17 protein-coding genes are annotated in these 20018 nt (G+C 65.2%); 11 read left to right on the forward strand and 6 right to left on the reverse strand.

Features of this window, described 5'->3' with window-relative positions:
* The first annotated feature begins 230 nt into the window (after window positions 1-230).
* Both ACSHT2_RS28135 and ACSHT2_RS28140 read left to right on the forward strand, forming a co-directional pair.
* Window positions 231-2027, forward strand: a complete 1797-nt coding sequence (locus tag ACSHT2_RS28135; protein ID WP_440637936.1) for a tetratricopeptide repeat protein — start codon at window positions 231-233, stop codon at window positions 2025-2027.
* 24 nt (window positions 2028-2051) lie between these two features.
* The gene (locus tag ACSHT2_RS28140) at window positions 2052-2936 is read left to right on the forward strand and encodes a 4-(cytidine 5'-diphospho)-2-C-methyl-D-erythritol kinase (RefSeq protein ID WP_440637938.1); all 885 of its coding nucleotides are present in this window, start codon (window positions 2052-2054) and stop codon (window positions 2934-2936) included.
* A 106-nt stretch (window positions 2937-3042) separates the two neighbouring features.
* Here the strand turns inward: ACSHT2_RS28140 and ACSHT2_RS28145 are convergent, their stop codons facing one another.
* From ACSHT2_RS28145 to ACSHT2_RS28165, 5 genes are all read right to left on the reverse strand, one after another.
* Window positions 3043-3921: an alpha/beta fold hydrolase gene (locus tag ACSHT2_RS28145; RefSeq protein ID WP_440637939.1), complete on the reverse strand. Its 879-nt coding sequence runs from the start codon at window positions 3919-3921 to the stop codon at window positions 3043-3045.
* A 7-nt stretch (window positions 3922-3928) separates the two neighbouring features.
* A complete protein-coding gene (locus ACSHT2_RS28150) occupies window positions 3929-4561 on the reverse strand; it encodes a LysE family translocator (RefSeq protein WP_440637941.1) in 633 nt (210 codons plus the stop codon).
* A 43-nt stretch (window positions 4562-4604) separates the two neighbouring features.
* The gene (fabF, locus tag ACSHT2_RS28155; protein WP_440637943.1) at window positions 4605-5867 is read right to left on the reverse strand and encodes a beta-ketoacyl-ACP synthase II; all 1263 of its coding nucleotides are present in this window, start codon (window positions 5865-5867) and stop codon (window positions 4605-4607) included.
* A gap of 1 nt (window position 5868) precedes the next feature.
* A complete protein-coding gene (locus ACSHT2_RS28160; protein ID WP_440637944.1) occupies window positions 5869-6384 on the reverse strand; it encodes a winged helix-turn-helix transcriptional regulator in 516 nt (171 codons plus the stop codon).
* Window positions 6385-6730: 346 nt separating this feature from the next.
* Window positions 6731-7738: a polyprenyl synthetase family protein gene (locus tag ACSHT2_RS28165; protein ID WP_440637946.1), complete on the reverse strand. Its 1008-nt coding sequence runs from the start codon at window positions 7736-7738 to the stop codon at window positions 6731-6733.
* Window positions 7739-7870: 132 nt separating this feature from the next.
* On the opposite strand from ACSHT2_RS28165, the gene ACSHT2_RS28170 reads away from it, so the two are divergent.
* The 6 genes from ACSHT2_RS28170 to glyS all read left to right on the forward strand — a co-directional run bounded on the left by ACSHT2_RS28170 (window position 7871) and on the right by glyS (window position 13870).
* Window positions 7871-8098 (forward strand): putative signal transducing protein, encoded by a 228-nt coding sequence (locus ACSHT2_RS28170; protein ID WP_440637948.1) that lies wholly within the window; start codon window positions 7871-7873, stop codon window positions 8096-8098.
* Entirely contained in the window at window positions 8091-8855 is a 765-nt protein-coding gene (locus ACSHT2_RS28175) for a tRNA1(Val) (adenine(37)-N6)-methyltransferase (RefSeq protein WP_440637950.1), read from the forward strand. The genes ACSHT2_RS28170 and ACSHT2_RS28175 overlap by 8 nt, the downstream gene beginning before the upstream one ends.
* 214 nt (window positions 8856-9069) lie before the next feature.
* The gene (locus tag ACSHT2_RS28180; RefSeq protein WP_440637952.1) at window positions 9070-9978 is read left to right on the forward strand and encodes a S49 family peptidase; all 909 of its coding nucleotides are present in this window, start codon (window positions 9070-9072) and stop codon (window positions 9976-9978) included.
* Between the two features lie 105 nt (window positions 9979-10083).
* A complete protein-coding gene (locus ACSHT2_RS28185) occupies window positions 10084-10275 on the forward strand; it encodes a hypothetical protein (RefSeq protein ID WP_027558178.1) in 192 nt (63 codons plus the stop codon).
* A 197-nt stretch (window positions 10276-10472) separates the two neighbouring features.
* Window positions 10473-11411, forward strand: coding sequence for a glycine--tRNA ligase subunit alpha (locus ACSHT2_RS28190; RefSeq protein WP_124159781.1), 939 nt, complete (start codon window positions 10473-10475; stop codon window positions 11409-11411).
* Entirely contained in the window at window positions 11411-13870 is a 2460-nt protein-coding gene (gene glyS, locus ACSHT2_RS28195) for a glycine--tRNA ligase subunit beta (RefSeq protein WP_440637955.1), read from the forward strand. Before ACSHT2_RS28190 ends, glyS begins: the two co-directional genes overlap by 1 nt.
* Before the next feature lie 301 nt (window positions 13871-14171).
* On the opposite strand, the gene ACSHT2_RS28200 is transcribed toward glyS, so the two are convergent.
* The gene (locus ACSHT2_RS28200) at window positions 14172-14525 is read right to left on the reverse strand and encodes a DUF1236 domain-containing protein (protein ID WP_440637957.1); all 354 of its coding nucleotides are present in this window, start codon (window positions 14523-14525) and stop codon (window positions 14172-14174) included.
* 224 nt (window positions 14526-14749) lie between these two features.
* On the opposite strand from ACSHT2_RS28200, the gene ACSHT2_RS28205 reads away from it, so the two are divergent.
* From ACSHT2_RS28205 to ACSHT2_RS28215, 3 genes are all read left to right on the forward strand, one after another.
* Complete coding sequence (locus ACSHT2_RS28205) at window positions 14750-14905, forward strand: DUF3096 domain-containing protein (protein WP_008562090.1); 156 nt, start codon at window positions 14750-14752, stop codon at window positions 14903-14905.
* Window positions 14906-15001: 96 nt separating this feature from the next.
* Window positions 15002-17929, forward strand: a complete 2928-nt coding sequence (gene ppdK, locus ACSHT2_RS28210; protein ID WP_440637959.1) for a pyruvate, phosphate dikinase — start codon at window positions 15002-15004, stop codon at window positions 17927-17929.
* Window positions 17930-18529: 600 nt separating this feature from the next.
* On the forward strand, window positions 18530-19972 hold the full coding sequence (locus ACSHT2_RS28215; RefSeq protein WP_440637961.1) for a cell wall hydrolase: 1443 nt from the start codon (window positions 18530-18532) through the stop codon (window positions 19970-19972).
* Window positions 19973-20018 lie beyond the last annotated feature (46 nt).

Below are 20018 nucleotides of genomic sequence, written 5' to 3' on the forward strand. Positions count from 1 at the left end.
TCGCGGCCACGATAAGGCCATAGTGGCGGCGTCTTGGGACGCTCTTGGCGGATTCGCTTGGCCAATTTGGGGCATGCGGCGGGGGTCGCCCGGTCCGAATCCTTGCGGCGAAGCGCCAAAAGCGGCATTGTCGGCCCGACGGTTCCGGGTCCCGATGCCACCGGCCGCTTTCGCGTGCGATACGGCCTCCTGCTGCAAACCCAGGCACTACCAACTCAAGGCGAGCCCTGATGTTTTCAAATCGTTTCAACCGCTGGACTGCTGTCGCCATCGCTCTCATGGGCACCGCGATCGTGGCGGTCCCGGGTGCGGTCCTGGCGCAGACGCCGGACCACCCGGAGAACACGGCGGCGCAGTTTCCGACCCGAAACGATCTGAAGTCGCTCACCGGTGCCGGCAGCTATCTCGCCGCCCGCCACGCCAGCGTCGAGCGTGACGCGGCATCCGCCGCCGCATTCTACCGTTCGGCGCTCCGCACCGATCCCAAGAACAACGAGCTGCTGGACCGAGCCTTCATCTCGTCGGTCGCCGACGGCGACCTCGAGGAGGCGGTCAAGCTCGCCGAGCGCATCCTCACCATCGACAAGACCAACCGCGTCGCGCGTCTCGTCGTCGGCGTGCATGATCTCAAGCTGAAGAAATACGCGGCCGCGCAGACCAATATCAACCAGTCGGTCCGCGGCCCGATCACCGATCTCGTCGCCACGCTGCTGTCGGGCTGGGCCGCCTATGGTGCAGGCGATGCCAAGGGTGGCGTCGCCACCATCGACAAGCTGGCCGGTCCGGAATGGTATCCGCTGTTCAAGGACCTTCACACCGGTATGATCCTGGAGCTCGCCGGCAAGGAGAAGGACGCCGGCACCCGCTTCGAGCGCGCCTACAAGCTCGACGATTCCATGCTGCGCGTAACCGAGGCCTATGCGCGCTGGCTCTCGCGCAACAAGGATTCTGCCGCGGCGACCACCGTCTACCAGGCTTTCGACAAGAAGCTCGCACGCCATCCGCTGATCCAGGAAGGCCTGCGCGAGACCAAGGCCGGCAAGAAGATGCCGCCACTCGTCGATTCCGCGCAGGCCGGCGCCGCCGAAGCGCTCTATGGCATCGGCGCCACGCTGACCCGCCGCGGCGGCGAGGACCTGGCGCTGGTCTATCTCCAGCTCGCGCTCTACCTCCAGCCGACTCATCCGCTGGCGCTGCTCTCGCTCGCCGATCTCTATGAATCGGTGAAGCGGCCGAAGATGGCGATCAAGGTCTATGAGCGCGTGCCCGCGACCTCGCCGCTCAAGCGCAATGCACAGATCCAGCTCGCCATTGACCTGGATTCCGCCGACCGCACCGACGAGGCGATCAAGATCCTCAAGGGCGTCACGTCGGAGGATGCCAAGGACCTCGAAGCCATCATGGCGCTCGGCAATATCGAGCGCGGCCGCAAGCGGTTCGGCGATTGCGGCGCGACCTATTCGCAAGGAATCGACGTGCTGCCGCCCGGCAACGACAAGGCCAACAGCGTCTGGTACTATTATCGCGGTATCTGCGAGGAGCGCTCCAAGCAGTGGGCCAAGGCCGAGGCCGACATGAAGAAGGCGCTGGAGCTCCAGCCCGACCAGCCGCACGTCCTCAACTATCTCGGCTATTCCTGGATCGACCAGGGCGTGAATCTCGACGAAGGCATGAAGATGATCAAGCGTGCCGTCGAGCAGCGTCCCGACGACGGCTACATCGTCGATTCCCTCGGCTGGGCCTACTACCGCATCGGCAACTATGAAGAGGCGGTGAAGAACCTCGAGCGCGCGATCGATCTCAAGCCCGAGGATCCCACCATCAACGACCATCTCGGCGACGCCTATTGGCGCGTCGGCCGCACGCTGGAGGCAAAATTCCAGTGGTCGCATGCCCGCGATCTCAAGCCCGAGCCGGAAGAGCTTCCGAAGATCGAGGCCAAGATCGCCAACGGGCTCGCCGACGACAATTCGAACTCTTCTGCGGCGCAGGCCGAGAAGAAGAAGGACGACGGCAGGGGCGGCTGAGGTTTGCTTGGGGGCGTGTCGCCGATGTCGGCGTTGATTGAAGAGGGACGGGCGAAGGTCAATTTGAGCCTTCGCGTCGTCGGTCGTCGTGCCGACGGCTATCATGATCTCGAAAGCGTAGTGGCGTTCGCCGATTGCGCCGATCGGCTCACGCTGGAGCCGGGCGGCGAGCTGAAGCTCACCACCACCGGCCCGCTGGCGGCGGCCTGCGGCGAGACGTCCGACAATCTCGTGCTCAAGGCTGCCAGGCTTCTGGCCGAGGCAGTGCCCGGCCTGAAGCTCGGCGCCTTCGCGCTCGACAAGGTGCTTCCCGTCGCGGCGGGCATCGGTGGCGGTTCGGCCGATGCCGCGGCGGCGCTGCGGCTCCTGGCGCGTCTGAACGATCTGTCGCTCGATGATCCCCGGGTTCAGAAGGTCGCGCTCGCGACCGGCGCGGACGTGCCGGTGTGCCTCGTCTCGCGCGCCTGCGACATGACCGGCGTCGGCGAGCAGCTATTGCCGCTCGCGCTGCCGAGCATGCCCTGCGTCATGGTCAATCCGCGCGTGCCGGTCGCGACAAAGGACGTGTTCCAGGCACTGGGTCTGCGTAACGGCGAGCTTCTGGTCGGCGTCACCGACGTCATCCGCGCTCCGGCCTGGCCTGGGGAGGGCGCCTCTGTTTCCGATTGGGTGGAGGTTCTGGAAACCGTCGCCAACGACCTTGAAGCGCCCGCGCTGGGCATCGAGCCTGTCATCGGCGAGGTGCTGGAGGCCTTGCGTACCTCCGCCGGCGTCAAGCTCGCCCGCATGTCCGGCTCCGGCGCGACGTGCTTTGCGATCTATGGCGCGCTGGCCGAAGCCCATGCCGCCGCCGAGAAGATCCGGCGCGATCACCACGGCTGGTGGGTGCATGCGGGCACGTTGAGCTGAACTACGTCTGTTCGTCATTGCGAGCGCAGCGAAGCAATCCAGAATCTATCTGCGGTGACAGTCTGGACTGCTTCGCTATGCTCGCAATGACGTGGATGCAGTTGAGCTAACCCGCGCCGTCCCCGTCGAGGCCGAGAAACTTTCGGATCTCACCCAGCACCTCCTGCGGCTTGTCGTGCTGCAGCCAGTGCCCCGCGCCGGCGATGGTCTCGATGCGCGCCTGCGGGAAGTACCGCTCCAGGCCTGCCGCCCTGGCACCGGCGAGAAAGCTTTCACCGGCATTGAGCAGCAGCGTCGGACACGTGATGCGTGACCAGAGCTCGATGTGGTCGTCGGGCCAGAGCCGGTGCGGCGCAGAGGCGCGCTGATAGGGATCGAACTTCCAGCTATAGGTGCTGCCGTCCTCGTTCTGCCGTGCGCCATGCGTGGCGAGATGCAGGGCGAGGTCGCGGGATAGGCGCTTGTTGTGAAGCATCATCTGCGCGGCGGCGTCCTCGATCGTGGCATAGCGGCGCGGGGTGCGGTCGTGCAGCTTGTCGAGCTGACCGACCCATTTGCCGATGCGCTCATGCGCCGGCGGTTTTGGTGTATCCGGCAACATGGTCACGCCGTCGAGGACCACGAGCTTCGAGACCCGCTCGGGGAATGAGCCCGAAAAGATCAGGCTCACCATCCCGCCCATTGAATGGCCGATGAGAGTGACCTGAGGCGCTGCGATATTGCGGACGAGCTGGGAGAGATCGTAGACATATTCCGTCAGCGCGTAGCTGCCGCCTCGGGTCCAGTCGGAATCGCCGTGACCGCGCAGGTCCGGCGCGAGCACGTGAAAATGCGGCTGCAACGATCGGGCAATGTGATCCCAGCTCCGGCAATGATCGCGGCCGCCATGGACCAGGATGAGAGGTGGCGCGCTCTCATTGCCCCAGTCGGCGTAATGCAGCCGCAGGCCGTGCGATTCATGGAAGCGGCTTTGCGGGGCGAGCATCGCGGCGCTATCCATTCACCGGCCGCCGCGCCAGCGCGAGCGAGAGGCCGAGGCTGGCGATGAAGACGCCGGAGCCCTGCGCGAGACGCCGCATCAGCTGCGGCCGTCCGATCAACTGCGTGCGTGTCGCGGTGGCCATCAGCACCACCACGACATCGGCGAGCGTGTTCAGCGTCACCGAAATCGCACCTAACACAATGAATTGCAGCGTCGGGTTCGATCCCGAGGGATCGAGGAATTGCGGAATGAAGGCAAGGAAGAACGCCGCGGTCTTCGGGTTCAGGGCCTCGACCAGCACGCCGTCGCGGAAGGCGCGCTTGTCGCCGACGGCCTCGCTCTCGAGCGACAGCGCGCGACCGGCGCTGCGAAACGTCTTGATCCCGAGCCAGACCAAATAGAGCGCGCCGACGAATTTCACGACGGCAAACAGTTCCGCGCTGGCCAGGATGATCGCGGAGATGCCGAGGCTGCCCGCGACGACATGAACGAGCCCGCCGAGCGCCGTGCCTGCGGTCGATGCGAAGCCGCTGGCGCGTCCCTCCGACAGGGTTCGTGCCGCGACGTAGAAAATGCCGGGGCCCGGAATGGCGGCAATGAGACAAGCTGCGGCGAGGAACAGCCAGAAATTCGTTTCGATCATCCTGTTTTCGTAGCGGAGCGAGCGGCGATTGCAAGGCCCTCGCCTAGCCCATCCGGCGGAAGATCACGCTGGCATTCACTCCGCCGAAGCCGAACCCGTTGGAGATCGCGCTCTGCATCGGCATCGCTCTTGCTGCGCCGGCAACGATGTCGATGCCTTCGGCGCCGGGATCCGGATTTTCGAGATTGAGTGTCGGCGGCGCGATCTGGTCGCGCAAAGCGAGCACGGTGAAGATCGCCTCCAGCCCGCCGGCAGCGCCGAGCAGGTGCCCGGTGGCCGATTTGGTGGCGCTCACGGCAATGCCGCGGTTGCGGCCGAACAGCGCGGCGATCGCACCAAGCTCGCTCTCGTCGCCGGCCGGCGTCGAGGTCGCATGTGCGTTCAGGTGCTGCAGATCCGCAGGCTCGAGCTTCGCCTGCCGAAGCGCGATCTCCATGGCGCGGCGAGCCCCGTCGCCATCGGGCGGACCCGAGGTCATGTGATAGGCGTCCGCCGTCGTGCCGTAGCCGACGATCTCCGCGATCGGCGTCGCGCCGCGCGCCAGCGCATGCTCCAGCGCCTCGATCACCAGGATGCCGGCGCCTTCGCCCATCACGAAGCCGTCGCGATCGCGATCGAATGGGCGCGAGGCGCGCGCGGGTTCGCCGTTGGAGCCGCTCGACAGCGCGCGCGCCGCCGCGAAGCCGCCGAGGCTGACGATGTCGATGCAGGCCTCCGCGCCGCCGCAGATCGCGACATCGGCCTCGCCGGCGCGGATCATGCGCGCGGCATCGCCGATCGCCTGCACGCCGGCGGCGCACGCGGTGACCGGCGTGCCCAGCGCTCCCTTGTAGCCGTATTTGATCGAGACCTGGCCGGCGGCGAGATTGGCAAGGAACGAGGGGATCGTGAACGGCGAGAGCCGGCGCGCGCCGCGCTGTTCGGTGATGCGCACCGCTTCCGCGATCGCCGGGAAGCCGCCGACGCCGGAAGCGATGATCGTCGCGGTCCGCTCCAGCGCCGCAGCATCCTGCGGCGTCCATCCGGCCTGCGCGACCGCTTCTGCGGTGGCAAGCAGCGCGAACAGGATGAAGCGGTCCATCTTGCGCTGGTCTTTTGGCGCGGCCGCCTGCGCCGGATCGAAGCCGCCATCGGCGTCATCGGCCTTGTCGGGCACGAGACCGGCGATGCGCGCCGGCAGCACCTGCGCCCATTCGGGCAGAGGGCGCAGCCCGCTTTGGCCGGCGAGCAGCCGCCGCCACGATAATTCGACACCACAGCCGAGCGGCGACACTGCGCCCATGCCAGTCACGACGATACGACGCATGTCAGTCTCCAGCCGGCGCAACGGCCGGGTTCATGGCCTTGAGCGAAGCGAGCCGCGCGCGCATTCCGCGGCTGGCGCGGGGACCGGGAACGGCGATGGTGTTGGCGAGCGTGATCGGCTGCATGTCGGCGGCGTCGACCACGATCGGATCGAACGGGCGAGCGTCGCTCCGGTTCGCCAAAAGGATGGATTCGCCCTTCGGCGCGAGATGCTTGTTGCCCCAGGCGAGCAGCGCGACGATGACGGAGAAAAAATCTCGCGCCTTGTCCGTCAGCACATATTCGTAGCGCGGCGGGCGTTCGTTGTAGCGGCGTCGGACGAACATGCCGCTCTCGGTGAGATGAGCGAGGCGCCGCGACAGGATGTTCGGCGCGATCCCGAGGCTTTGCGCGAACTCGTCGAATTTCGTCGCGCCCTGAAACGCATCGCGCAGGATCAGGATGCTCCACCATTCGCCAACGGTCTCCACGGCGCGGCCGACGGGGCACTCGTGGATGGAGGGAAATTTGGGCTGCATGGGGGAAGGGTAGGGTAGTAGCTTGCAAAATGCAAGTAACTAATGCAGCGGGTGAAGGAGGTGGTGAGCAGCGAGCCATCGCTCCGATGTAAGATGCGAATTTGCGAACGATGGGCCTGCGCCCTACTCCGTCATTGCGAGCGCAGCCAAGCAATCCAGAGTCTTGCCGCGGGGACAGACTGGCTTGCTTCGCTCCGCTCGCAATGACGATGTTGATGCAGCGAGCACATATGTATGACCGCTACCCTGAGGCTCCCGGGCGATGCCAGGCATCGCGCCACGCGCGCCTCAGGATGACGGGGCTGATAGCGTGTGCGGATTCGATAGAGACCGGTTGGCCGCAGCCCTAGTGCGACCGTGCCAGGCAGAACGCCACGACCTGCTCCAGCGCGCTCTTCATCGGCGAGGGCGGGAACAGCGCCAGCGCGTCCACCGCCATGGCGCCGTAGTGCTGGGCACGGCTCAGCGTATCTTCGAGCGCGCGATGCTTGTTCATCAGGCCGATGGCGTGGTCGAGATCGCCGTCGCCGATCTCGCCGCGCTCCAGTGCGCGGATCCAGAACGCGCGCTCGGTGTCGTTGCCCCTGCGGAAGGCAAGCACGACCGGCAGGGTGATCTTGCCCTCGCGGAAATCGTCGCCGGTGTTCTTGCCGAGCTTGGCGCTCTTGCCGCCATAGTCGAGCACGTCGTCGACGAGCTGGAAGGCAATGCCGAGATTCATGCCGACCGAGCGGCAGGCGGTCTGCTCCGCCTTCGGCCGGTTGGCGATGACAGGACCGACCTCGCAGGCGGCCGCGAACAATTCGGCGGTCTTGCCGCGGATCACGGCGAGATATTCGTCCTCGGTGGTCGCGGTGTTCTTGGCGGCGGCCAGCTGCATCACCTCGCCCTCGGCGATGGTCGCGGCGGCCGCGGAGAGGATGTCGAGCGCGCGCAGCGAGCCGACCTCGACCATCATGCGGAAGGCCTGGCCGAGCAGGAAGTCACCGACCAGCACGCTCGCCTCGTTGCCCCAGAGCATGCGCGCCGACAGCTTGCCGCGGCGCATCTCGCTCTCGTCGACGACGTCGTCGTGGAGCAGGGTGGCGGTATGCATGAACTCGACGGAGGCAGCGAGCTTGATGTGGCCATCGCCGGTGTAGCCGGCGAGATTGGCCATGGCGAGCGTCAGCATCGGGCGCAGGCGTTTGCCCCCGGAGGAGATCAGATGGTTGGCGACCTCGGGGATCATGGTCACGTCCGAGCCGGTCCGCGACAGAATCGTGGCGTTGACGCGCTCCATATCGGGGGCGACAAGGGCAACCAGCTCTTCGATCGACGCGCCGGGAGTTTCGAAAGGTACGATGACGGCCACGCCGGTCTCCAATATTTGCCCCGGAAGGGCTATTCTGATGGAAAGACAATAGAAACTGGCGGCGGACGCGGCAAGACCTCGGAACCATTGACATTTGCCGCTTACCCCTCTTTCAGACAGGAGATCTGCGTTTTGCGCGAACTGGTTCGGACCAACGACATGGTGCTGGTGTCGGCGATCGGCGCGCTGCTCGACGGTGCCCACATCCATCATCTGGTGCTGGACCAGAACATGAGCATCATCGAGGGCTCGCTCGGCATTTTGCCGCGGCGGATCCTGGTCCATGAGGACGATGCCCAGGAGGCGAGGGCGCTCCTCACCGAAGCCGGCCTCAGCCACGAACTGCGCGGCGATGATTGAGGCCGCAGATATTACCGAGGACGCCTTTCTCGGCGGGCAATTGCGGCTGAAGCAGAAGCGATCCGGCCATCGCGCCGGGCATGACGCCATCCTGCTTGCAGCGGCGACCGACGCCCTGGCGGGGGACCGCGTGGTCGATTTCGGCGCTGGTGTCGGTACGGCCGGACTGGCGCTGGCCCGCCGCGTCGCGGGCATCAGGCTCAGCCTGGTCGAGATCGATCCGGAGCTGGCCGAGCTCGCGCGGGGCAATGCGGCGGCGAATGCGATTGCCGCCGAGACGATCGTGCTCGACGTCACGGCCGAGGCGCAGGCCTTTGCGTCAAACGGGCTGTCGCCCGACAGCGTCGACGTGGTGTTGATGAATCCGCCCTTCAACGATCCGGCCCGGCATCGCGGCTCGCCGGATCGGGCGCGGCACACCGCGCATGTGGCGACGGAGGAGACCCTGCATGCGTGGGTGCATGCAGCGCGGCGTATCCTCCGATCCAATGGCGTGCTGACCTTGATCTGGCGTGCAGATGGAATCGCCGATGTCCTGGCAGCGCTGTCACGCGGGTTCGGCAGCCTCTCGATCCTGCCGGTTCACGGCGAGGCGGGGCGGCCCGCGATCCGCGTGCTGGTGCGTGCGGTGAAAGGCGGCCGGGCCCCGACGCGATTGCTGCCGGGCCTCATGCTCAACGACGAGTCACGCTTGTCCAAGAGCAAGGTGACGGAGATTCTGGAAGGGAGAGCGGCCTTGCCGCTGGTGGAACCGTGAGGGCTTACCGGGGAAGCGATTCCGACTGCTGCTCTTGCGGCGCCGTGAGGCGGATCGCCATAAACAGCGCGCCGATCAGCAGCATCAGCAGATAGATTTTCATGGTGTTCTCCGCTGCCTCATTGCAGCCTCCCAACGGGAAAACTGCAAAGCACGTTCCGGGCACTTCCAATGACAGTCGCGTGATAAGAAATGGTTAATCAGAGGTAACGGCATGGCCGAACAATTGAACGATCGTGAGAGTTCCGGCTTGGCCGACAAGCTCATGCAATATCTGCCGGCGCGCTTTCGGCCGGGTACCCCGGTGGTGCCGGTGGTGCGGTTGTCAGGGGTGATCGGTGCGGTGACGCCGCTGCGCCCCGGCTTGACGCTTGCTGGCGTCGCGCGGGTGCTCGAGCGCGCGTTCTCGTATCGGCACGCCAAGGCGGTCGCGCTGGTGATCAATTCTCCCGGCGGCTCGCCGGTGCAGTCGCGTCAGATCTACTTGCGCATCAAGCAACTCGCGGCGGAGAAGAAGCTGCCGGTGCTCGTGTTCGTCGAGGATGTCGCTGCGTCCGGTGGCTACATGATCGCCTGCGCCGGCGACGAGATCATCTGCGATCCGTCCTCGATCCTCGGCTCGATCGGCGTGGTCGGCGGCAGTTTTGGTTTCCAGGAGGCGATCAGGCGGCTCGGCATCGAGCGGCGCCTCTACACAGCGGGCGAACACAAGGCGATGCTCGACCCGTTCCTCCCGGAAGACCCTAGTGACGTCGCCAAGCTGAAGGCGATCCAGCGCGAGATCCACCAGATCTTCATCTCGCTGGTCAAGGAAAGCCGCGGCGCACGGCTGAAGGGAGCGGACGATACCCTGTTCACGGGGGAATACTGGGCCGGCGAGAGCGCCATCGCGCTGGGGCTCGCCGACGGCATCGGCGATCTTCGCTCAACTCTTCGTGCCCGCTTCGGCGAGAAGGTTCTCACCCCCGTGATCGCGCAGCCGACCGGGCTGCTCTCCGGCCTTTTGGGGCGGAAATCGCCCGGCGCGGGGCAGCTTTCGGCCGTGGAATCGATGGCCGGCTTGCCGGACGAGCTGATCTCGGCGGTCGAGACGCGGGCGATCTGGGCGAAATTCGGGTTCTAGGCCGGGCCCTGCCGCGCCATTTGGCCCCTCGACCCGCCGATTGCGGCGCAGGCCCATCTGCGCAACAATACGCGTGGGGGCTGAGCACTAGACAAGGATCGACCGATGCCGCCGTTCGTCGCTTTTGCGGGCGTCCTGGGCGGGCTTGCCGTGGTCCGCTGGGCCTACAAGACCGCTGTCCGGATCAACCAGGAGCTGGAGGAGATGCGTCTGTCGCGCGTCGCTGAAGCCGCCCATATGGGGGATATCCAGACGCTGAAGCGTGACCCCGTGACCGGAGCTTACCGACCGGGTTAGCTGCCACAGTCGTCATGCCCGGGCTTGTCCCGGACATCCACGTTCTTCGTTTGGTTACACAAGGCGTGGATGGCCGGGACAAGCCCGGCCATGACGGAGAACAGCGCCGCTTTCCGCCCCCTTCGCCTTGATTCCCAACTCCGCCGTCGATACGGTCCCGCGCGATTCAAAACCCCCCGCGAGAGCCCGATCTGACGATGGACGCCTCATTGCCCGCCCATATGCGCCCGGAACGCTCGTTCCAGGGCTTCATCCTCGCGCTCCAGCGATTCTGGGCCGAGCAGGGCTGCGTGATCCTGCAGCCCTACGACATGGAGATGGGCGCGGGCACCTTCCATCCGGCGACCACCCTGCGCGCGCTCGGGCCAAAGCCCTGGAACGCGGCCTATGTGCAGCCCTCGCGCCGGCCCAAGGACGGCCGTTACGGCGAGAACCCGAACCGGCTGCAGCACTACTACCAGTTCCAGGTGATCATGAAGCCGTCGCCGCCGAACCTTCAGGAGCTGTACCTGAAGTCGCTCGCCGCGATCGGCATCGATTCCGCCGTGCACGACATCCGCTTCGTCGAGGACGATTGGGAGAGCCCGACGCTCGGTGCCTGGGGTTTGGGGTGGGAATGCTGGTGCGACGGCATGGAGGTCAGCCAGTTCACCTATTTCCAGCAGGTCGCGGGCTTCGAATGCGCGCCGGTCGCGGGTGAGCTCACCTATGGCCTCGAGCGCCTCGCGATGTATGTGCAGGGCGTCGACCGCGTCTACGACCTCAACTTCAACGGCCGCGAGGGTGACGCCAAGGTCACCTATGGCGATGTCTTCCTGCAGGCCGAGCAGGAATATTCGCGGCACAATTTCGAACATGCCGACACCGCGATGCTGTTCGAGCAGTTCAAGATGGCGGAAGCGGCCTGCCGGAAATATCTCGACGCCGGCTGGCGCGAAGGCGGAAATCGGAAGCAGCATCTGATGGCGCTGCCGGCCTACGACCAGTGCATCAAGGCAAGCCATGTCTTCAATCTGCTCGACGCGCGCGGCGTGATCTCCGTGACCGAGCGGCAGAGCTACATACTTCGCGTGCGCGAGCTGGCCAAGGCCTGCGGCGAGGCCTGGATCCACACTGAAGCGGGCGGAGCGGCCTGATGCCCGATCTTTTGCTTGAACTGTTCTCGGAAGAGATTCCCGCGCGCATGCAGGCCAAGGCGGCCGACGATCTGCGCCGCATGGTCACCGACAAGCTCGTCGCCGAAGGCCTCGTCTATGAGGGCGCGAAGGCCTTCGCGACGCCGCGCCGCCTCGCGCTCACCGTGCACGGCATCCCTGCGCGCCAGCCCGACCTCAAGACCGAACGCCGCGGCCCCAAGATCGGCGCGCCCGATGCGGCTGTGCAGGGCTTCCTGAAAGCGACTGGTCTGAAGTCGCTGGACGAGGCCAAGATCCAGCGCGACCCCAAGGGTGATTTCTACATCGGATTGATCGAGAAGCCCGGTCGCGACGCGATCGACGTGCTCGCGGAAATCATACCCGTCATCATCCGCACCTTCCCTTGGCCGAAATCGATGCGCTGGGGCGCGCGTTCCGGAAAGCCCGGCTCGCTGAACTGGGTGCGCCCGCTGCACGCGATCACCGCGACGTTCGGGCTCGAGACCGAAGAGCCTGATGTCGTGAATTTCTCGGTGGACGGCGTCGAGGCCGGCCAGACCACTTACGGCCATCGCTTCCTTGCGCCCGCGGCCATTTCCGTGCGCCGGTTCGAGGACTATGAAGCAAAACTGCTCGACGCCAAGGTCGTGCTCGACCCCGAGCGCCGCAAGGACGCGATCCTCACCGACGCCAAGCAGTTGGCCTTCGCGCAAGGCTTCGAGCTCGTCGAGGACCAGAACCTGCTCGACGAGGTCGCCGGCCTCGTCGAATGGCCGATCGTGCTGATGGGCTCGTTCGAGCCGGAGTTCCTGGCGACGCCGGCGGAGGTGATCCGCGCCACCATCCGCAACAACCAGAAGTGCTTTGTCGTGAGCGACGCCAAGACGGGCAAGCTCGCCAACAAGTTCATTCTGGTCGCCAACATCGAGGCGAGCGATGGCGGCAAGACCATCATCGCCGGCAATGAGCGCGTCATCCGCGCGCGGTTGAGCGATGCGAAGTTCTTCTACGAGACCGATCTCAAGACCAAGCTCGAGGAACGGCTGCCGAAGTTCGATCAGATCGTGTTCCACAAGGCACTCGGGTCCCAGGCTGAGCGTATCGAGCGTATCGAGCGTCTGGCAGCCGAAATAGCGCCGCTGGTCGGCGCCGATGTCGCGAAGTCACGGCGGGCGGCTCGGCTTGCTAAGGCCGATTTGTTGACCGAGGTCGTTGGGGAATTTCCGGAAGTGCAAGGCCTTATGGGCAAGTACTACGCGCTTGCTCAGGGCGAAGACCCCTCAGTCGCTGCGGCGTGTGAGGAACACTATAAACCGCAGGGCCCTGCGGACTGGGTGCCGACTGATCCGGTCAGCGTGGCGGTTGCTCTCGCTGACAAGATCGATACCTTAGTTGGCTTTTGGATCATTGATGAAAAGCCAACGGGAAGCAAAGACCCTTATGCACTTCGGCGAGCCGCACTTGGTGTGATCCGATTGATCCTTCAGAATTCGTTGAGGATCAAAATTACTTCGCTGCTGCCGACTGCTAGCCTCGCATACCTGATTTGGGGCTTTTGTCCTCCCATCGGCCACCCGCATGCTGGCTACATGGAAATTATTGGAGAACGTGAGGATGAGAGCGGGCGAGTAGCTGTAACGGGTGGGCCTTGGCATGAGTTGCCATACAGGGCCTATTTAAACTTCGATGGCTTTGTTGACGAATTCGGCGGACTCGCCGGAGTCGGCGAGTTGGGAGTGGCCGTAGAAGATGAAGAGGAAGCGGCTGCCCACAAAGCCTTTGCTGAACTGAGAGAGAGGGTTAGTCGTATGGACGCTATTCCAAACGTATTTGCGTTGGATAGCGATGAGCTGTGGTCGGAAGGACTTACTCAGTTCTACTCTGCTCGAAAGTACGATGCGCGCCTCTGGAATGGCGCCGCAAGCTTTGTCGAGGCGACGTTGATACCATTCTTTGCTGATCGGCTGAAAGCTCAGCTCCGCGAGCAGGGCGCGCGGCACGATCTCGTTGACGCCGTATTCGCGCTCGGCGGCCAGGATGATCTCGTCATGATCGTCCGCCGCGTCGAGGCGCTCGGTAAATTCCTCGATACCGACGACGGCAAGAACCTGCTCGCCGGCACCAAGCGCGCCAGCAACATCCTCTCGATCGAGGAGAAGAAGGACAAGCGCAGCTTCGACGGCGCGCCGGATGCTGCGCTTTACGGCCTCGACGAGGAGAAGGCGCTGGCCAGGGCGATCGGCGAGGTGAAGGCGGAAGCAAGCGCGGCCGTCGCCAAGGAGGATTTTGCGGCAGCGATGAGCGCTATGGCGAAGCTGCGTCCGCCGGTCGACGCCTTCTTCGACAAGGTACGCGTCAACGACAACGACGCGAAGGTGCGCGAGAACCGCCTGAAGCTTCTGAACGAGATCCGCAGCGCCACGCGCGCGGTGGCGGATTTCTCGAAGATCCAGGATTGAGGCGCGATCGTGCAGCAAACATCGCCGTCATTCCGGGGCGCGCGAAGCGCGAACCCGGAATCCATCATGCCGCGCGTGATGTAGTGAAATGGATTCCGGGCTCGCGCCAGGTGGCGCGCCCCGGAATGACGGAGCGTAAAAAAAAGCCCCGCCCGGCGGGGGGAGGACCGGGCAGGGCCGATGTCCGATTTAGTACTGCTCGCGCCAGCCTGATGTGACGCGCCGGACATCGAATTGGACGGCAGCGTTCTCTAGCGAAGTGGATGTCGCTTCGCGTAAGAAAACGCGTCCAAACGCGAATTTAGTCCAGCACCTCGACGATGCGGCGCGAGCGCGGCTCGACCAGCACGGTCTCGCCGTTCACGACGGTGTAGCGATAGGTGGTGGCGCCGAAGCGTTGCGGCACGTCATAATAAGTGACGCCGGCCTCGGGTAACGTGGTGCCGACCACGACGCGATCCGGAATCCGGAAGGGCGGCACACGCTGTTCGACGACATATTCGCGGAAGGCCGGCCGCTGGTCGACCGCGATGGTCGGGGCGCTGTCGACCACGGCCGGCGCGCGTCCCACCGTGACACCGCTTTGCGCCTGCGCCGCCAGAGGCGAGCCGACCGCGGCCGCGAGCGCTGCAAGAGCAAGAATCCTGTTCCGCATGGACAACTCCTTCGACGTTTTTTTCGGACGCGCGACTGGCGCGACCGGTTGCCAATGCGTGCCTAATGGCAATGTTCCGGGAAAAGGCCTGCCGCATACGCGGCAATTTCGGGCAGTTTTCGCGAAGCGGGGAACTCTAAGTGCGTCTTGCGCATCTCTACTCCCGGAACCGGGCCGGCTATGATCCGCGCGCGATTCGCCTCACCTCCACAGAAAGATAGTTCATGCACATCACCGTCGCCCACATTTCGCCGATCCTGTCGTTGATTGCGGGCGTGCTCATCCTGATCATGCCGCGGCTTCTCAACCTCATCGTCGCGATCTTCCTCATCGTCAACGGCGCGATCGGGCTCGGGCTCCTGAAGTGGCTCCGCTTCTAGGCGTTCACTTTTAGGAACCGTCCGACTTGCGCGGGCCCGCCCAAAATGGTGTAAGGCCCGCGATTTCCCATTCCTCTCGCAGGTTGTGTGCAAGCTATGGCCAAAGCCGCCTCGAAGCCTAAGAAAATGCCAGCGAAATCAAAGTCCTCTGCCGTCGCGAAAGCCGCGCCTCCGGCCCGCAAGACGCTGGCTAAAAGCGCGCCGAAGCCGGTCGCCAAGCCCGCTGCAAAGTCCGCAGCCAAGCCGGCGGCAAAAGCTGCGACCAAGGCGGCTCTGCCGAAGGTCGCCGCGAAGCCTGCACCGAAGAAGGCTGCGCCCGCCAAGGCGGCGCCAGCCACGGCCAAGGCCGGCAAATGGGTGTTCACATTCGGTGACGGCAAGGCCGAGGGCCGCTCGGAGATGCGCGACCTGCTCGGCGGCAAGGGCGCCAACCTCGCCGAGATGGCCAATCTCGGCCTGCCGGTGCCTCCCGGCTTCACCATCCCGACCTCGGTCTGCACCTACTTCTACGCACACGACAAGACCTACCCGAAGGAATTGCAGTCGCAGGTTGAGAAGGCGCTCGACTATGTCGGCAAGTTGACCGGCAAGGTGTTCGGCGATGCCAGGAACCCGCTGCTCGTCTCCGTGCGCTCCGGCGCGCGCGCCTCGATGCCGGGCATGATGGACACCGTGCTCAATCTCGGCCTGAACGACCAGACCGTGGAAGCGCTGTCCGAATTGTCGGGCGACCGCCGCTTCGCCTATGACAGCTATCGGCGCTTCATCACCATGTATTCGGACGTGGTGCTCGGCTTCGAGCACCATCACTTCGAGGAAATCCTCGACACCTTCAAGGACGTCCAGGGCTACACGCTCGACACGGACCTGTCCGCCGACGACTGGGTCGAATTGGTCGGCAAGTACAAGGACGCGGTCGCGCGCGAGACCGGCAAGGAGTTTCCGCAGGATCCGCACGACCAGCTCTGGGGCGCGATCGGTGCGGTGTTTTCCTCCTGGATGAACGCGCGCGCGGTGACCTATCGCAAGCTGCACGACATTCCGGAATCCTGGGGCACCGCGGTCAACGTGCAGGCCATGGTGTTCGGCAACATGGGCGAGACCTCGGCGACCGGCGTTGCCTTCACCCGCAATCCCTCGACCGGCGAGAGCAAGCTCTACGGCGAGTTCCTGATCAACGCGCAAGGCGAGGACGTGGTGGCGGGCATCCGCACGCCGCAGGACATCACCGAGGAGGCGCGGAGAGAGTCGGGCTCCGACAAGGCGTCGATGGAATCGGCGATGCCGGAGGCCTTCAAGGAGCTGACGCGGATCTACACGCTGCTCGAGAAGCACTACCGCGACATGCAGGACATGGAGTTCACGGTCGAGCAGGGCAAGCTCTGGATGCTCCAGACCCGCGGCGGCAAGCGTACCGCCAAAGCGGCGCTGCGCATCGCGGTCGAGCTCGCCAATGAGGGCCTGATCTCGAAGAAGGAAGCGGTGACGCGGATCGATCCGGCCTCGCTCGACCAGCTGTTGCACCCGGCCATCGATCCCGACGCCAAGCGCGACGTGATCGCGACCGGCCTGCCGGCCTCGCCTGGTGCTGCCTCCGGCGAGATCGTGTTCTCCTCGGATGAAGCGGCCAAGCTTCAGGCCGACGGGCGCAAGGTGATCCTGGTCCGCATCGAGACCAGCCCGGAAGACATCCACGGCATGCACGCTGCCGAAGGCATCCTGACCACCCGCGGCGGTATGACCTCGCACGCGGCGGTGGTCGCGCGCGGCATGGGCAAGCCCTGCGTCTCCGGCTGCGGCACCATCCGCGTCGATTACGGCCGCGGCACCATGAGCATCGGTTCGCGCACCTTCAAGACCGGCGACGTCATCACCATCGACGGCTCGCTCGGCCAGGTGCTCGCCGGCCGCATGCCGATGATCGAGCCGGAGCTGTCCGGCGAGTTCGGCACGCTGATGAACTGGGCCGACCAGGTCCGCAAGATCGGCGTGCGCGTCAATGCCGACACGCCCGACGACGCGCGCACCGCCATCAAGTTCGGCGCGGAAGGCATCGGCCTCTGCCGCACCGAGCACATGTTCTTCGAGGAGACGCGCATCCGCACGGTGCGCGAGATGATCCTCTCCGAGGACGAGCAGTCGCGCCGCGCCGCGCTCGCAAAGCTGCTGCCGATGCAGCGCGCCGACTTCGTCGAGCTGTTCGAGATCATGAAGGGCCTGCCCGTCACGATTCGCCTGCTCGACCCGCCGCTGCACGAGTTCCTGCCGCACACCCATGCCGAGGTCGAGGAAGTGGCGCGCGCCATGAACACCGACCCGCGGCGCCTCGCCGACCGCGCACGCGAGCTCTCGGAGTTCAATCCGATGCTGGGCTTCCGCGGCTGCCGCATCGCGATCGCGTACCCCGAGATCGCCGAGATGCAGGCCCGCGCGATCTTCGAGGCGGCGGTCGAGGCCGAGAAGCGCACCGGCAAGGCCGTCGGCCTCGAGGTGATGGTGCCGCTGATCGCGACCAAGGCCGAGCTCGATCTCGTCAAGGCGCGGATCGATGCGACCGCCCAGGCGGTGATGCGCGACACCAACACCAAGCTGGCCTATCAGGTCGGCACCATGATCGAGCTGCCGCGCGCCTGCCTGCTCGCGGCCGAGATCGCACAGTCTGCCGAGTTCTTCTCGTTCGGTACCAACGACCTGACGCAGACCACCTACGGCATCAGCCGCGACGACGCGGCGAGCTTTCTCGGGACCTACGTGGCCAAGGGCATCCTCCCGATCGATCCCTTCGTCGCGCTCGACCAGGAAGGCGTCGGCGAGCTCGTCAAGATCGGCGTCGCACGCGGCCGCAAGACGCGTCCGAAGCTCAAGGTCGGCATCTGCGGCGAGCACGGCGGCGATCCCGCGTCCGTTGCCTTCTGTCACCATATCGGCCTCAACTACGTCTCCTGCTCGCCCTACCGCGTGCCGATCGCGCGGCTCGCAGCGGCGCAAGCCGCACTCGGCAAGGCCATCGCCAGCCAGGCGTAAGCAGGACTAGGATGCTGGAATGAGAGAGGCGGGGCCAAGACCCCGCCTCTTTCATTTTTGACGCCGTTCTCGCCACGTCGTCATTGCGAGCGCAGCGAAGCAATCCAGAGTCTTTCCGCGGAGGGATTCTGGATTGCTTCGCTGCGGTCGCAATGACGAGTTCGTGGGACGTGCTCGCCACACACTCCGCTGTCATCGCCCGGCTTGACCGGGCGATCCAGTACGCCGAGACGGTAGTGATTGAATCGAGACGCTGCGGCGTACTGGATTCCCCGCCTTCGCGGCGAATGACACCGGTGATGAGGAAGGCGCTTTGCGCGAACCCCAACACCGGCATCTCATCACACGTCCCGTAATGATACGCATGCGCAAGAGTTCCTTCACCATGCGCGTTGACCGGATGTTTACCGCTTCACGTGAGGCCGCATTTACCAATGCGCAACGTCGTCCTGTGGAAACACCCGTGTTCGCTTGAGTGTGCCGCATGCGCAACGCGGATTAACGCCCCGGCAACCTAAATTGGATACTTACGATAAGGATCGAATTGCACGGATGTACTGAGTTCGATCGGACGAGCGTAAGCGTAGCGTGAGCGTATCGATGTCAGTGTTGCGTAACCATCCGAAGGGCGCGCGTTTCGCGTCCTTCGGCATCGGTCTCTGCATCTTCGCATTGATGCCGAGAGAGACCGGCTATCAGGACATTGCCTCGCTGCTGGCGCGCCAACCCGGCGTCGCCGAGCGTTGGCAGAAGCAGGTGTTCTCCGCGGCGTCCTCGATCCAGCTTGCGACCTACAGCTTTTCGCGGCCGATCGGCACCTCCGTTCCGCAGAGCGCGATGGTTCGGCTCGCGAGCCTCGACGGCCGCGACGTCACCGGCGCGATCAGCCGCAATCCCGCGCTTCAGGCGCCGCCGCGCTACCAGGCTTCCGACTTTCCCAAGGTCGATCGCTCCCTGAAGGGTGATCGCCTCGCAACCGTCGCGCCGACGCAGGCTCCCGAGACGGTCGCTCCGGCTGCAGAACCGGCACAGGAAGATCCCGCGACGTCGAACCGCTCGGTGTTCGGCGCCAAGACCGTCGCGTTGCCGCAGGCGATGTCGCCGGAATCCGCAGCCGTGCTCGATCCCGAGCTCCAGGAAGCGCTGCGCGCGCCGCCGCTGCCGCAATATTCCAATCCGCCGCAGGCCAGCGACGCTGCGCGCGCGCTCGCGACCGCGCCGCTGGAGGCGTTGAAGCAGGCTCCCGCCGCGCCGGCACGCGATCCCTTCGCAGTCAAGACCTCGAGCCTGTTCTTCGGCAGCTCCTCGCTCGGCGGCAATCTCGAGCCCATCGAGAGCTGGCAGCCGGGCGCCGAGCCGCTGATCGTGATGCCCGATCCCGACATGAAGGTGACGGCTTCGCTGTCGCCTTCATCGGCGGAGATTGACAAGGAGATCGAAGGCGGCGAGAGCGTTGCGCCGAAGGGCGAGGTCAACGCCGACAGCCAGCGTTCCAGATCGCCGGCGGAGCGGCTCGCGCTCGACGACAAGTCGCGCGCGAAATCGGAGAAGTGCCTCGCCGAAGCCGTCTATTTCGAATCCCGCGGCGAGGCCGTGCGCGGCCAGATCGCGGTGGCGCAGGTGGTGATGAACCGCGTGTTCTCCGGCAAATATCCCGAGACCGTGTGCGGCGTGGTCTACCAGAACAAGTACCGCCATTTCGCCTGCCAGTTCACCTTTGCCTGCGACAACAATCCGGACGTGATCCGCGAGCCCGAAATGTGGGAGCGGGCCAGGAAGATCTCCAAGGCGATGCTCGACGGCCAGATCTGGCTGCCCGAGGTCGGCAAGTCGACGCACTACCACGCCTATTGGGTCCGCCCGTCCTGGGTCGCCGAGATGAAGAAGATGTACAAGACCGGCGTGCACACCTTCTATCGGCCGCGCAACTGGGGCGACGGCAGCGAGGAGCCGAGCTGGGGCACCCCGGCCCAGACCGCCGCGCTGTCCGCTGAACTCGCGCAGGAAGCCAAGAGCTCCGCCGAGATGGGCGAGCGGCGGTAGGATCTGGAGATGGTCGTCATGCCCGGGCTTGTTCCGGGCATCCACG

The organism is Bradyrhizobium sp. PUT101 (genome assembly GCF_052043945.1).
In the GTDB taxonomy this organism is placed as follows: Bacteria; Pseudomonadota; Alphaproteobacteria; order Rhizobiales; family Xanthobacteraceae; genus Bradyrhizobium.